General features: G+C 44.6%; 12 protein-coding genes. 5 read left to right on the forward strand and 7 right to left on the reverse strand.

Translation table 11 applies throughout. The annotated features are described in order from the left end of the window. Nucleotides 1-421 precede the first annotated feature (421 nt). Nucleotides 422-919: a thiol-disulfide oxidoreductase DCC family protein gene (locus tag IM456_RS12650; protein ID WP_147074020.1), complete on the reverse strand. Its 498-nt coding sequence runs from the start codon at nucleotides 917-919 to the stop codon at nucleotides 422-424. 63 nt (nucleotides 920-982) lie between these two features. Then, on the reverse strand, nucleotides 983-1,702 hold the full coding sequence (locus IM456_RS12655; protein WP_287692467.1) for a TerC family protein: 720 nt from the start codon (nucleotides 1,700-1,702) through the stop codon (nucleotides 983-985). Nucleotides 1,703-1,891: 189 nt separating this feature from the next. On the opposite strand from IM456_RS12655, the gene psaM reads away from it, so the two are divergent. The 3 genes from psaM (at nucleotide 1,892) to IM456_RS12670 (ending at nucleotide 4,383) form a co-directional block, all read left to right on the forward strand. Continuing rightward, the gene (psaM, locus tag IM456_RS12660; protein WP_012264462.1) at nucleotides 1,892-1,984 is read left to right on the forward strand and encodes a photosystem I reaction center subunit XII; all 93 of its coding nucleotides are present in this window, start codon (nucleotides 1,892-1,894) and stop codon (nucleotides 1,982-1,984) included. A 162-nt stretch (nucleotides 1,985-2,146) separates the two neighbouring features. Next, entirely contained in the window at nucleotides 2,147-2,503 is a 357-nt protein-coding gene (locus IM456_RS12665) for a slr1601 family putative cell division protein (RefSeq protein ID WP_287692468.1), read from the forward strand. Nucleotides 2,504-3,255: 752 nt separating this feature from the next. After that, the gene (locus IM456_RS12670; protein WP_287692469.1) at nucleotides 3,256-4,383 is read left to right on the forward strand and encodes a THUMP domain-containing class I SAM-dependent RNA methyltransferase; all 1,128 of its coding nucleotides are present in this window, start codon (nucleotides 3,256-3,258) and stop codon (nucleotides 4,381-4,383) included. Here the strand turns inward: IM456_RS12670 and mdh are convergent, their stop codons facing one another. From mdh to murD, 4 genes are all read right to left on the reverse strand, one after another. Then, the gene (gene mdh, locus IM456_RS12675) at nucleotides 4,384-5,361 is read right to left on the reverse strand and encodes a malate dehydrogenase (protein WP_149986914.1); all 978 of its coding nucleotides are present in this window, start codon (nucleotides 5,359-5,361) and stop codon (nucleotides 4,384-4,386) included. It lies immediately after the preceding gene. Nucleotides 5,362-5,387: 26 nt separating this feature from the next. Beyond that, entirely contained in the window at nucleotides 5,388-5,603 is a 216-nt protein-coding gene (locus IM456_RS12680) for an NAD(P)H-quinone oxidoreductase subunit O (protein WP_002758722.1), read from the reverse strand. Nucleotides 5,604-5,811: 208 nt separating this feature from the next. Next, nucleotides 5,812-8,463 (reverse strand): glycoside hydrolase family 10-like protein, encoded by a 2,652-nt coding sequence (locus IM456_RS12685; RefSeq protein WP_287692471.1) that lies wholly within the window; start codon nucleotides 8,461-8,463, stop codon nucleotides 5,812-5,814. A 274-nt stretch (nucleotides 8,464-8,737) separates the two neighbouring features. After that, a complete protein-coding gene (murD, locus tag IM456_RS12690; RefSeq protein ID WP_149987778.1) occupies nucleotides 8,738-10,087 on the reverse strand; it encodes a UDP-N-acetylmuramoyl-L-alanine--D-glutamate ligase in 1,350 nt (449 codons plus the stop codon). Between the two features lie 388 nt (nucleotides 10,088-10,475). Between murD and IM456_RS12695 the strand changes: the two genes are divergently transcribed. Both IM456_RS12695 and prfB read left to right on the forward strand, forming a co-directional pair. Beyond that, nucleotides 10,476-11,588 (forward strand): DUF3747 domain-containing protein, encoded by a 1,113-nt coding sequence (locus tag IM456_RS12695; RefSeq protein ID WP_149987779.1) that lies wholly within the window; start codon nucleotides 10,476-10,478, stop codon nucleotides 11,586-11,588. A 218-nt stretch (nucleotides 11,589-11,806) separates the two neighbouring features. Then, a protein-coding gene (gene prfB, locus IM456_RS12700; RefSeq protein ID WP_149987780.1) for a peptide chain release factor 2 occupies nucleotides 11,807-12,914 on the forward strand; the annotation gives its coding sequence in 2 pieces (ribosomal slippage) (nucleotides 11,807-11,878 and nucleotides 11,880-12,914; 1,107 coding nt in all). 194 nt (nucleotides 12,915-13,108) lie between these two features. On the opposite strand, the gene IM456_RS12705 is transcribed toward prfB, so the two are convergent. Further along, nucleotides 13,109-14,011, reverse strand: a complete 903-nt coding sequence (locus tag IM456_RS12705) for an ATP-binding protein (RefSeq protein WP_253881351.1) — start codon at nucleotides 14,009-14,011, stop codon at nucleotides 13,109-13,111. Nucleotides 14,012-14,163 lie beyond the last annotated feature (152 nt).

The following is a 14,163-nucleotide window of genomic DNA, read 5'->3' on the forward strand; positions in this document are numbered from 1 at the left end:
AAAAGTACCAGTTCTGGGAGTGAGGGGGGGAAAATTCAGGTACTTTTTCTCTGAAAATTAGGTAATTGACCAGATGAGAATCGGTAAAAACCTACACCCCACACCCCACACCCCACACCCTGTCCCCACGAAAAACTTTTTGCCGCAAACCCTAGTTAGATCACCAACAGAATATCCCTACTAGGGAGTTAAATAGGGCTGGCTGAATAAATCTAAAAACCTTGTTGGATAATATCTTTAGACTTTTTTCCCCTCAAAAAGTGCCCGCCATTGCGGGGATCGGGGGTAAAATTCAGGTACTTTTTCCCTGAAAATTAGGTAGTTGACCACCTGAAAATCGATAAAACCCCACACCCCACACCCCACACCCTACCACCACCGAAAAACTTTTTGCCGCAAACCCTAAATACTCCCTATTTTTTTAGGAGATTTTAACTGACTGAGAACAACGATTTGATGAGTTGCATTCCAGACGTTTTTGACGTTCTGCTAAGATTGTTTTTAAATTCGGTCTTCCGGTTAAGGTTAATCGCCAAGAAGCCCAAATTTCATAGATAATATCCACTAGAAACCCAATAACCGGCCATTTGGTAGCGGCATAAATCCAACCGATGCCCAAAATATCATAGACTTGGCGAAACACTTCCACATTTTGGAGGATAGTACCATCGGCTAGTACAGCGTGGATTCGTCCCATGGCTGCCGCGAAGGAAATACCGCCATTTTCCTCTGGATTATAGTTTTCGGCGGCAATATCGACAAAAGCAACTAATCCTCTCCCAGCATCCCGTTTTTGCAGAAAATTGACCTCGCGCAAGCAGAGGGGACATTCTCCATCGTAGAGGAGTTTAATTTTCCAAGAGGGCGATCGAGTAGAATTTTCTAAGGTATCAGCAGATGGAGTCGGTAAAGATGACATGATCTTCTAGGGATTTTCTTTTCGGTGGTCGGTGAGGGGTTGAGAAGTGGGGAGTGGGGAGTGTCAAGGCAATTTATCAGATTGGATGGTATCACTCTCTATTGGTTCTCGATCGTTGCGTTTTGAGAAACCCCAAGCAAAGAGGATAGAAATTAAACTAATCATAATCCATTCCGGCGGCACAAAATCGGGACTAATCACCCGCAACAGCAATCTTAAACCCACCAAACCGACGGTGACAAAACCGGCATCTTCTAGGTGGGTGTATTCTTCCAACCAGCGAATAAATAAACCCGCCATAAAGCGCAAGGTAACTACTCCGATCGTACCACCAAGCAGGATCAACCAAGTATCATCGGCCACGGCGATGGAAGTGGTGACACTATCGAGGGAAAAAGCTAAATCAGTAACGGCAATTAGGGGGATAGCTTGCCAGAGAGAGTGAAACTGGAGACTATGATGGCTGTGATCCTTGTCTTCAGGGGAGGCAAAGTAATTAAAGACTAACCAGAGCAAATATACTGCTCCCAAAAGTTCAAACTGCCAGTATTTAACCACCCAGGTGGCGGTAAGAATCAAGATCATACGGAGAATATAGGCGAACACTAAGCCAATATTCAAGGCCTGACGTTGACGCTGATGATCTCCTAATCCCTGTGCTATGGAAGCGAGAGCAATGGCGTTATCTGCTGATAATACCGCTTCTAGGGCAATGAGAACCAACAGAATTAACGGGGTTTTTAGACTAAGGGTTAGAGATGAATCAAGGAGCGAGTCTAACATTGAGGCCGCAGGTAAAAACAAATGTAATCATGGCAATACCTCAGCTTAACGCTTTTACAACTTTCTTTTCTAGGGGAGATAACCGTCATCGGGGTGGGGAGATATGAAGTCTTGTAACGAAATGATGCAGAGGACCCCGATGATGTCGGAAAGTATTGGATGAATATCTTTATGAGGAGATAATCAGCAATGCTTTCTGATACTCAAGTTTTGGTCGCTCTGGTAATTGCTTTAATCCCCGGGATTTTGGCTTTTCGTCTAGCGACGGAACTTTATAAGTAAAATCGCTTTCAATAAACCCTGATCCCGTCTGACCTAGCTATAGGATAGACCGATTGGGGTTTTTTCAGTGATCAGTCATCAGTTACCAGTTATCAGTGATTGGATGTAACTTGAAAGTAATTAGCCACTTTTCTGACCGATTTTACTTATACTCATAAATCTATGACCGCAGGAACAGTTAATCGAAATCAAACCAACAAAAAACCAAGAAAAAAGCCAAAAAGCGGCAATAAATCCCAAAATTGGCAAATTATCGAGATTTGGCTGCGAATTATTGCCTATAGCGCCATTTCCATCACGGCAGTTTTTGCGATCGCTCGTTTGCTCCCTTACCAACAGATCCAACAGGCAAAACTGGAAGAAGTGCGTTTGGCAGCCCAAGAAAAGGAGGAACGCGTCAATCAATTGCGCGGTCAATTTACTCGCAGCTTCGATCCTAGTCAAGCGCGGCAAGTCATGGGGGAACAAAGTCCCCGACGGGATCCTAATCAAAGACGCATTTTTTGGGTTTCTCAGTAGATTAGCTGCCCGTGCATCTCAATTACTTGTTAAGACTTCAGGGGAGAGGAGAGAGCCACAGAGTCGGTCTGAGCATTTGTCAGGATAAAACTAATGACCACAGCGACACAATTATTAAGCATTTCTGCCTTGACAAAAGAGGATTATTATGCTCGTGATTGGGTAAAATTTTCCGATGCACTAAATCCTGTGGCATTAATCGATTTTAACTGACTTGAGGGAATCAGATAGGAATTTACAAGAAGATGAAAATTAAAATCTTTGGCTCTTCGGTTTGTGTTATGCAATGGATGGGGGTTATAAGGGATGGAACCCCTATATAGAAAGGCATTTAGCGATTTTTGTCAATTATTTTCGATCTAGAGCGAACTAATCAATTAAATCCCTCGCCAGATAAGGATTTAGTCGATTTATGCCCCCCTATCGAACCATACCAAGTAACGAAGAGCCAAATCTTTCTGTGAAAACTGATAACTCACATCTGATAACTCACATCTGAAAACTGATAACTGATAACTGATAACTGAAAACTGATAACTGATAACTCACATCTGAAAACTGATAACTGATAACTCACATCTGATAACTCACATCTGATAACTCACATCTGATAACTCACATCTGATAACTGATAACTGATAACTGATAACTGATAACTGATAACTGATAACTGATAACTGATAACTGATAACTGATAACTGAAAACTGATAACTGAAAACTGATAACTGATAACTGATAACTGATAACTGAAATGACTCGATCCTATTTTGCTACCACCGCTAGGGGACTAGAAGAAATTGCCGCTAGGGAATTAGAATTCCTAGGGGCCAAAGAAGTGAAACCCGTATTCACCGGAGTCCATTTTCAGGGAGATCTGGCCCTACTCTATCGAGTCAATCTTTGGTCAAGAATTATTTTTCGAGTTTTGGTTCCCATTGCCGAAATTCCCTGTGGGGATGGGAAGGAACTGTATGATGGCATTCAAGCCATTGATTGGCGCGATTATCTCAGCAGTGAGGAAACTTTAGCGGTACAATGTACGGGAACGAACGATCTCCTCAATCACACCCATTACACCGCCTTAAGCATCAAAAACGCTATTATCGACCAACAGCGTCAACAGGGCAATCCCCGTTCTTTTGTGGATACAGAAAACCCCGACCTGCAAATTAACGCTCATATCGAGAAAAATCACTGTGTGCTTAGTTTAGATAGTTCTGGCCACAGTTTGCATCGTCGCGGGTATCATCGGGCCATGGGAGTCGCACCTCTGAAAGAAAGTCTCGCCGCTGCTTTGGTAGAATTATCGGCATGGCAGGACGATATGGCGCTTTTGGACCCTTTCTGTGGTTCGGGAACCATTGTCATCGAAGCAACGTTAAAAGCTTTAAATATTGCCCCCGGTTTATCTCGTTCCCAGTTCGGATTTCAGAAATGGCCAGACTATCAACCGGATTTATGGCAATCTTTGGTTAAGGAAGCTAAAGAAAAACAAAAATCTCGGCTAAATGCGCCAATTTATGCTAGTGATGCCGATTACGAGGTTTTGCATCAGGCCGAGGATAATGCCTATTTTTGTCAAGTGCAGGACCATATTAATTTTAGCTTGCAAAGCATCACCGACTTAGAACCGGCGAGCGATCGAGGGATTATTCTCTGTAATCCCCCTTACGGCAAAAGATTGGGCAATACCCAAGAATTAGGGGCCTTATATAAATCCTTCGGTGATGTCTTAAAACAGAGGTTTAAGGGTTGGACAGCCTATATTTTATCGGGTAACAAAGAACTGACCAAACAAATCGGTCTGCGTTCTTCCCGTCGCACTCCCTTGTATAACGGTTCTTTGCCCTGTACCCTCTTAAAATATGAGTTGTATTAACTACATCAAAACCTTGAGACTGTCAAGGGCTAAATGAACATTTTGACGAACTGAGGCAGCAGAAGTGTGTAGATCCAGACGTTCAGCATCGGTCAAACGCACTTCCAGAATACTTTCCACACCCCGACAGCCTAGGCGACAGGGAACCCCCAGATAGACATCCTGTAAACCGTATTCACCTTTAAGATAGGCTGCCGCCGGCAGTAAACGGGATTGATTTCTCAATATCGTCTCGACCATGATACAGGCAGAGGAAGCGGGGGCGTAATAAGCGCCGCCAGTTTGCAGTAATTTGACGATTTCAGCCCCACCGTTGCGAGTTCTCTCCACTAAACGGTTAATCGTCATCTCGTCCATTAATTCGGTAATCGGCACACCACTGACGGTACAGTAACGGGGTAGGGGTAACATTAAATCACCGTGACCACCCAAGACCATGGCATGAACGTCGGCGGTACTAACCCCCAATTCCATGGCGATAAAGGTTTGTAAACGGGAAGAATCGAGGACCCCCGCCATTCCCATCACTCTTTGGGGGGGTAAACCGGTTGCTTGCCAGACTAGATAGGTCATCACATCAAGGGGATTGGTGATGACGATAAAAATGGCTTCCGGAGAATACTTGAGGCATTTAGTGGCGGCCTCGACGACAATTTTGGCATTGACATTCATGAGATCATCGCGACTCATGCCCGGTTTTCTGGCTAATCCAGCCGTAATCACGACAATATCCGAGCCTGCCGTGTCTTCGTAGTTATTAGTGCCGATAATCTCGCTGTCGTGCAGTTCTATGCCCTGAGCTTCCATCAAATCTAGGGCAATACCCTGGGGTAAACCATTGACGATATCGAGGAGAACCACATCGGCGAGGTTTTTTTCGGCGATGCGTTGGGCCAAGGTGCGTCCGACGTTACCAGCACCAATAACCGAGACTCGGGGCGATTGACAGGGGAGGAGTTTATCGTAGAAGTCAGCCATGGTTTATGGATGAGGCAATATCCTCATCAGACGGGTTCCAGTTGTTCGAGCTTTAGCCACACACTGGGGGTAGGAACATAGAATTTAATCAAAGCGTAATCATCTTTTACATCCAAGACTTCTGCTGTCGAGTTGAACATATAACTGGGTAAACGGCGATCGCTAGCTAGGGCTTCGAGGCTATTTTCTAGGTTTCCCGTCACCACGCGGACTAAAGCTCCTTTCTTAATTGTAGCTGCCATGTTTTTCTCGTTAAATTTGCTTGGGGTTTCTCCCATAAATTGTTACATATTCGGGCGGGCCTCTGACAAGAGGGTGTGGGGTGTGGGGTGTGGGGTGTGGGGTGTGGGAATGATGAATTATGAAGTGGGGAGGTGGGGAAGTGGGGAAATTGAACTAAAACCCTAAAACCCTAAAACCCCAAAACCTGCCTCCTACCTTTTGCCTTAATTAAAACTCAACCATTTGACCATAACTTAAGAGACTTTGTAGGGTTGCGAGGCGATTTTCCCAGACTTGTATTTGATAGGCAGATAAATCTTTTTGTCTGGACATCACAGATTTAAATTTATAGCTAAATCGCTTTAAAGCATTTTGAGTTAAAGTCAAATTGCGAGGGCTGGGATTATTAGCCAATTGTTCTAATAGATTAGCCATTTCGTCCACTTCTTGCCCCCAATTTTTTAAGGTTCCCTCCTCCATTGCCCATAAATTATTTATTATTAAAAAACTCCACTCTTGACGCAGGGAATTAAACCTCGCCGCCGCCGTTTTGAAGGGTTGACGGTGGGGTAAAGGTTCGGTTTTTTTGGTAATTATCGATCCCTGAATGCGATTAAGAATTGTTTGCAAGTTGGGATTGAGATTTTCTGTGGCAAAAAGAGCGAATCCCGAAGTGGGAAGATTACGAATAAATTGTAGTTGATCGATCGTGACTTGATCGGGTACTTTTAACAGACGGATACCGGGTATAATCAGAGCATTTCCTGCAATTTGTCGATCAAATAAAGACTTGGTTTTATCTTCTAAAGTCCCTGTATCGAGAGCATAAGTCATTAAAAATATCAGGTCTATCCATTGATTTTGTCCCCATTCTTCCCAGTTTTGTTGAATACGATATAATCGTTCTTTTTTTTCTAGGGGAAACACCGCCGCCGACATTTTTAAGTGGGGGCGAATCTGTTTTAAGCGAGTAGAAACCTGCGAGACAAAAGTATCAACCTGACGGATTTTAAAGCTAGTCCATTGTTCCCATAAAGCACCCCGGGGATTTAAAGTAATTGGATCAACTCCCGTCATTTGTTTAAATAACCAGCGGCCGGATTTACCATAACCATAGGTTTGATTAGAATCTTGACTCTGGAAGGGATAGCGAATATAATCTAACTGCAAGCCATCCACATCATAATTCTTGACAATTTCCTCGCAAAGAGATAAAAGATAGTTCTGTACGTCGGGATTAGCAGGATCAAAAAAGGCCTTTTTCATGCCTTGACTGTAATCAAAGGAACCACCACTTTTATTAGTTGCCCCCCAATCGGGATTACGGGATAAAACCGGACCTAGATAATCTAATGGTTGCTCTAATACCTTATTATGAGCTTGATTAGCCGCCGCAAAAACCCACACCCAGGCGTGGATTTCCATATTGCGTTCATGGGCTAATTTAACGGCAACTTTTAGGGGATCCCAACCTCTAGTTAAAGGGTTTTGTTCGGGGGCAACTTGACTGGGATAAATAGTATAACTAGCATTAACTGTCTCGAAAAAGACCACATTAATACCCGCTGCCGCCATGCGATCAAATACTTTAGCTAAATCGTCCTCATTTTTAGCTTCTACGATCGTGCCTCTATCTAACCACATTGCCCGTATTTCTGGCTGGGCAAATTGTCGATTAGTGGGATAATTATCCCAAAGATTTCGCCGCGCTTGTAACCAAAATTCCCGCGCTTGGGTATAGTCCCCCTGAGCGATTAAATTCTGAAAATTATTTAACGATCCTTGGGCATTTTCCAGGGCTAAACGGAATCGTCTGGCTGTATCTGAGGTGGGGGAATTTTTCCCGCGATTATGAAATGCTTGTGCTAGGGATTTATCGGTAGTTAAGGTGTTATTATTGCTGGCTTCTGAAGCTAAGAGAGTCGTCCCATAACGCCCGATTAATCCCTGCAATTCCGCCGTCATTTGGCTAATTTGTTGAGGAGTTAGGCTCGCTCTGGGGGGAATTGCCTCGGTATTCGGACTTAATCTCGCCGTTTCACTGGGGGGATTTTCTGAAATCTGGGGTAGAGGGCGACGGGGCGCGATCGCAACGCGCTCGCTACGCGAGATCGCTGTTGGGGTATTATTAATATTATTAACTATTGTTGAGCTTCCTTGACAATAGGGCGCAATTGTGTTATTAGAAGAACTGCGATTAATGCCGTAGCGTTGCAGGGCGGTTTCTAGCCAAGCGCTATCGAGGGCGAGATTAGCGACGGCATCGCTGCCCCAGCGCCAACCGAGAAAGATCGAGTTATTATTGAGGACAACGGCGGGGGGATTGTTGCGCGCCCCCCAGACGGCAACGGTTTGGCTATTGACTCCCGTGGGGATAACCACGCCACCCAGGAGACTGCTGGCTAAAGGTTTTTGGTTTTTCAGTTCACCCAAATTAGTCGGCCGCAGGGTGTAAGCTTGGGAGTGAGGATAAGCCCAGTAGGCCCCAAATAGCGATCGCAATTGAGCGCGCACAGCAGGTTCCGAAAGATTTCCCGCCGGACCGGTGACGATAATTCTACCACCGCGATTAAGCCAACGACTCAAGACACTAGCTTGTAAACCGGAAATAGTCTCAACGTTGGGGATGATTAGAACCTTAATTGTATTTAAATCCTTGTCGCTTTGCCACTGATTACTCTGGAGAATGCAGTAATTAACCCCGACATTTTGCAAACGTTCGGTGATACCTGTCCATTGATTGGCATTTTCTTGACTTTTTAACACTGCCACCGGTGTCGCTAAAACTGGGATCGGCAGCAAGACACCCACACAGGACAAAAGACAGGCAATTAGGGGCTTGTTAAAAAGATGATCAAGATGGAAGGACGATCCCAGCACGTTTTTTTCTCTTAATTTTTTTGGTTAACTCCTCCTGATTTTACCCAACTTAGCCAAAAAAGAGTATCTTTGGCAACAAAAATTGCGTCTTAGCCGTCGGCAACGGGGTTTTAGGGTATTGGGGTTTTAGGGTATTGGGGATTTCAGTGATCAGTAAACAGTAACCAGTAATCAGTGAAAAGAAAAAGGCAATTTTCTACTTAAGACTGTCCACTAAAAACTCACATCTGATCACTGATCACTGATCACTGAAAAAGCTCCTATTCCCCATTCCCTACAACTGTAAACACAACTGCCGGAAATGATCGCCGCGATGTTCAAAACTTTGGTATTGGTCAAAACTAGCGCAAGCGGGCGATAATAACACGACTTTAGCCTCTTTTGCCAGTCCTAGTTCAGCCGCGCGTTGAACTGCCCTGTCCATCGTCTCTACACATTCATAATCTTGATAACCTGCTGACTGTAAACGACGGGCAAAATCGGCGGCAGCCTCACCAATAAGCAGCACAGTGGCGACTTTTGCCTTAATTTCAGCGATCCAAGCCCGATCATCCCCTGCTTTCGCTTCTCCCCCCGCGATTAAAATCGCCGGACTCGGGACGGATTGTAAGCCCACTGCGGCGGCATCGTAGTTAGTTGCTTTACTATCATTAATAAAGTCTATGCCTTTATAGGTACAAACATACTCTAGACGATGGGCAACCCCGGGGAAAGTGGCGATCGCTTCGGTAATGGCTTTTTTCTCGATTCCTGCCAATCTAGCGGCGGCCACAGCCATAAGCAAATTCTGCTGATTGTGACTACCCACCATTTTCAGGAGATTAACCGGGGCAATTAACTCCCCAAAAGCCACGATCCAGTTATCTTGGAGATAAACACCACGACTAGGATCGCCCAAAAGCGCCTCTTTGCCCTGCACAGAAGTCCAATAAGCTTGTTGCCATTGACTAACACCGATTTGACGCAGATAGGGATCATCACCGTTGAGGATTTGGCGATCGCTTTTTTGCAGTAAAGAGGCTTTAATCTGATAATAATTTTCCAGGGTTTGATGACGACTGAGGTGATCGGGGGTAAAAGTTGTCCAGATGCCGATTTTCGGCGATAAATCCCGACTGGACTCGATCTGATAACTACTAATCTCCGCAATAATCCAATCGTATTTATCGGCTTTTAAAGCCAATTCACAGGCAGCATAGCCGATATTACCGCAGGAAGGGGCATTTAACCCCGCTTTTTGAAAAATAGCGGCACAGAGGGCTGTGGTGGTGGTTTTGCCGTTAGTTCCCGTAATACCCAACCAAGGGGAAGATTGCAGATAACGCCAAGCTAATTCTAATTCTCCGATCGTATCGATGCCTTTTTCTCTGGCAGTAATTAAAATCGGGGCATCCCAAGGCACCCCGGGGCTAACCACGATAAGATTAGGCAAGTCCGAAGCCTCTAGACTGAGATTTTGACCAAGATTGACAATAATTCCTTCCCTTTCCAGATTGGTTTTGGTTGCTTGTAAACTGGGAGAATCAGAGCGATCGCTTAATGTCACCTGCCAACCATCCCGTTTTAAGCATCTTGCCGCTGCTATTCCCGATCTTCCCAATCCAATAATCGCCGCTTTCGCCATCTTGTTGCCACTCTACTCAAGGGTCAATTTTTAGCAATCTCTATCCTACTGTGGATTAGGTCGAGTAATAACTAGGGTTTGCGGCAAAAAGTTTTTCGGTGGGGGCAGGGTGTAGGGTGTGGGGTGTAGGGTGTGGGGTGTAGGGTTTTAGCGATTTTGAGGGGGTCAATTACCTAATTTTCAGGGAAAAAGTCCAGGAATTTTCCACCCGATCACTACCAGATCTGGTACTTTTTGGAAACCAAAAAGTCTAAAAGTTTTACCCAACAAGGTTTTTAGATTTATTGAGCAAACCCTAGCTATCTTCCAAGAAAACAAAATTCTCTGGCTTACGTCTAGATCGATAAAATAAATGCAAGTACAATCTCTATAACAACGCTCCCTATTTATGAATCTAAAATCATCCTTAAAAATTACCCTACTGTTTTCACTTCTGGGGGGTTGTCTCCTGACTACACCGAGTCAAGCAACTCTCTTTGAACAAAGAGAAGTTAATCAAGAGGATTTTATCGCTATTGCCCGACCCTACGGTAACGGTAAATACGATTTACTGATTTTGCAACAAATCCAGGGAAAACGCCAATGTTGGGCGGTAAATGGCACAGAACCGACCATTGTTCAGCCTCTCCTGCTCGATTTCGATTTTACCGGCAGTTGTGAACGGGCCACCGACAGTAACGGTTATTCCCTTCGCATTCAGGGCAAAGATTACGGTTTAGAATACCTGCTGCGTATCGTACAACGCAACGGGGAATTAGTCCTTGTGGGAACCCCCCGCAATCCCAGGCAATCGGAGGTAATTATTGGACGGACAAAAGGTTTAGGGACCGGTTTAATGCAAATTTATCTCATCGATGGCTGGCGCTTTACTAAACGCAGTCTAGCCGGTCAAAATCTCAGTCATATCTATCTAACTGCCGATAGTCCCAATTTCAATCCTCCCCCGGAATTACTCGCGGGTAATAGTTATTCCCTCCCCAGAGAATCCGTCAAAGCAGAAACACCTGTTAATCCTGCTGCTAATCCCGAAGTGCGAGAATATACCTTTACCGCTGCAGAAACAGCAGTAGAGAGCAATCCTCAGCCAGTGGTCAATAATCCAGTACCAGAGCCAAATTTAACGCCACCGTCCCCAGTTACCCCTAATTTACCCCCCCTGACTCCTCCCAATTCTCAGAATAATAATGCAATTGTACCACCCCCGCCACCGCGCAACCTAGGCAATCCCAGAAGTTTATCAGACGTAATCACTTTTAATCGAGCCGCCGCTAATCCCAGTAGTGGTAATATGAGCAATAGTAGTCGCCAAGGTTTTAAAGTAGTAATCGAAGCTAAAACCGAGAGCGATCGCACTAGGGTTCGTTCTCTCTATCCCGACGCTTTCCCCACTTCCCACCAAGGTCGTCGCGTCTGGCAAATAGGCGCGTTTAGTAGTCGCGATAAGGCTGAAAACGCTTTACAAACTCTTGCCCCCCTGCGCGGCTCGATCGTACCATTTTAGCGAACGCTGGAACTGCGGAACGGGGAACAGAGAGTGGATAGGGGAAATGGGGGAATTTCATAAAACCCCAACTCTCAACTCCTGACTTGAAAGGGGGTGTAGGGTGTGGGGTGTAGGGAAGGAAACCTCTTTCATCTGTGGGGGTGAAAATTTTTTCATCGGGACTGACTCCCCAGACTCCTGACATCTAGAGTAACTGATAACTGATAACTGATAACATGGAAATATCGGAACTAAAAAAAGGTATCGAGATAGTAGGATCGCGCCTGGGTAAAACCCAGGACTATCTTTGACTTACCCACTTTAAAGGCCAAAATTAAAGACTTAGAACAGGTGGCAGCCGTCCCCACTTTTTGGGATAATCCCGATACTGCTCAAAAAACCCTGCAAGAACTAAACGAATGTAAATCTTCTTTAGAAACCTATCAGGGTTGGTGTGAACAATTAGAAGATACTAAGGCAATTATCGAGTTATTAGAATTAGAATCCGATCAAACTTTACTAGAAGAAGCAACGGACAATTTAACTCATTTACAGCATGACCTCGATCGCTGGGAATTGCAACAGCTTTTAAATGGTCCCTACGACGCAAAAGGAGCGGTTTTAACGATTAATGCGGGGGCCGGGGGAACCGATGCCCAAGATTGGACAGAAATGCTCTTGAGAATGTATTCTCGCTGGGCCGAGAAACAGGGATATAAAGTCACTTTAGCGGAAATCTCAGAAGGAGATGAAGCGGGAATTAAATCGGTGACAATTGAGATTGCCGGAACTTATGCTTACGGTTATCTGAAAGGAGAAAAAGGCACCCATCGGTTAGTCAGAATTTCCCCTTTTAATGCTAATGGTAAACGTCAAACCAGTTTCGCCGGGGTGGAAGTAATGCCAATTTTGGGCGATGATGCGGTGAGGGTAGAAATTCCCGATAAAGATTTAGAAATTACCACCACTAGATCGGGGGGAAAAGGTGGACAAAATGTTAATAAAGTGGAAACTGCCGTGCGTGTAGTTCATCTTCCCACAGGTATCGCTGTGCGTTGTACCCAAGAGCGATCGCAATTACAAAATAAAGAAAAAGCCCTAGCTTTATTAAAAGCGAAATTGTTAATTATCGCCCGGGAACAACAGGCTCAAGCGATCGCAGAAATTCGCGGCGATATGGTGGAGGCCGCTTGGGGCAATCAAATCCGTAACTATGTTTTTCATCCCTATCAATTGGTTAAGGATCTCCGCAGTAATGTGGAAACCACCGATGTTACCCGGGTAATGAATGGGGATTTAGATAGCTTTATTGAAGCCTATTTACGTTTGGGGGGTGCAGTTTAAAGAAATGTATCGCCGTTGTCGTCCACAAGTCCCACTCCCGTGTGGACGCGATGATAAAATCTCCTCTTGGAAAAATGTCGATTTGCGTTGAAGCACTTTTTTGCTCGCTGTATAAGGGTTTCGCCGATTTGACATCCCTAAAATGGATTTGCGTTGAAGCACTTTTTAGCATTTCCACTTCGCTCAAGGCTAGTCTAGGCCCAAAAGGGGAGATAACGAGCATAACGAGTTGATTTAGATTCAGATTCGTCAAGTTTAATCAGTCCTGCTTCTTTAGTTGCCCCAATCACTTGAGAAACAGTATTGTTTTTTGATTCATTTAAACAAAAGCGATTTCGTAAGGTTTGGTTAGACATCCGTTGATTATCGACATAGAGGAGACAACAGTGCTGATAACAAGCGCGAATACGGTCAGATTGACTCATTTTGCCAAAATCCTGATGAGCGAATAGGATAGAAGTTGTTCGGATCTCACCTACTCTAAAATCTGGTGCGGGAAGTTGAAATTTCTCGGCAGCGGAAATAACTTTATCAATACCACTGCCCTTTTCTTCACAAATGCCAAAACGACGCATTATGTCAGCTAATTGCTCATTACGGGAGCGATATTCGTCTATAAAGCGTTCTACTTTGATAAAAGGAATACCAGGGTTAGAGATTTCTACTCGATCATCATACATTTCAATCATCACCGAAGCGCCTGTAGCGAGAAAGTCCTGATGAATCAAAGCATTGGCGATCAGTTCTCGCAAAGCTTGTGGAGGAAACATTTTCACTTCTTCCCTAAGAACCTCCTCGATGACGCGATTTTGAGGGGCTAAATCGTGGACAAAATTAACTAAACCATCAAAACCCACAGCATATCCCTTAGTTCCTGTCTGTTCCAGTCGAGTTTTAATTTTACCTGTTCCCTCATAGATAATCACTCGTGGTGCTTTACGCGCTAAGGTAGGGGAAAAGCTCTCAAGTTGTCTGGCCAGAAGGATGGCAGATAAATTAGGAATTGTCCAACCTTGTGGGGTTTTTTGCAGGAGTTGATCGCCTTGTAATCTTTCTAAAACAGCATCACGATGGCTAGGATAGGGAAGCTTGAGCAATTCAAAGTAGGGGCTCTTCGTTACTTGTTATGGTTCGATAGGGGGGCATAAATCGACTAAATCCTTATCTGGCAAAAGACTTAATTGATTAGTTCGCTCTAGAGCAAAAACAATTGACAAAAATCGCTAAATGCCTTTCTATATAAGGGTTA

The organism is Microcystis sp. M079S1 (assembly GCF_020246425.1).
GTDB classification, from domain to species: Bacteria; Cyanobacteriota; Cyanobacteriia; order Cyanobacteriales; family Microcystaceae; genus Microcystis; species Microcystis aeruginosa.

What these genes read in the sequence shown, in the direction of transcription:
- IM456_RS12655 (WP_287692467.1), bottom strand. Translation starts at nt 1,702, where the DNA reads ATGTTAGACTCGCTCCTTGATTCATCTCTAACCCTTAGTCTAAAAACC.
- murD (WP_149987778.1), bottom strand. Translation starts at nt 10,087, where the DNA reads ATGGCGAAAGCGGCGATTATTGGATTGGGAAGATCGGGAATAGCAGCG.
- IM456_RS12665 (WP_287692468.1), top strand. Translation starts at nt 2,147, where the DNA reads ATGACCGCAGGAACAGTTAATCGAAATCAAACCAACAAAAAACCAAGA.
- IM456_RS12670 (WP_287692469.1), top strand. Translation starts at nt 3,256, where the DNA reads ATGACTCGATCCTATTTTGCTACCACCGCTAGGGGACTAGAAGAAATT.
- IM456_RS12680 (WP_002758722.1), bottom strand. Translation starts at nt 5,603, where the DNA reads ATGGCAGCTACAATTAAGAAAGGAGCTTTAGTCCGCGTGGTGACGGGA.
- mdh (WP_149986914.1), bottom strand. Translation starts at nt 5,361, where the DNA reads ATGGCTGACTTCTACGATAAACTCCTCCCCTGTCAATCGCCCCGAGTC.
- IM456_RS12650 (WP_147074020.1), bottom strand. Translation starts at nt 919, where the DNA reads ATGTCATCTTTACCGACTCCATCTGCTGATACCTTAGAAAATTCTACT.
- psaM (WP_012264462.1), top strand. Translation starts at nt 1,892, where the DNA reads ATGCTTTCTGATACTCAAGTTTTGGTCGCTCTGGTAATTGCTTTAATC.
- IM456_RS12695 (WP_149987779.1), top strand. Translation starts at nt 10,476, where the DNA reads ATGAATCTAAAATCATCCTTAAAAATTACCCTACTGTTTTCACTTCTG.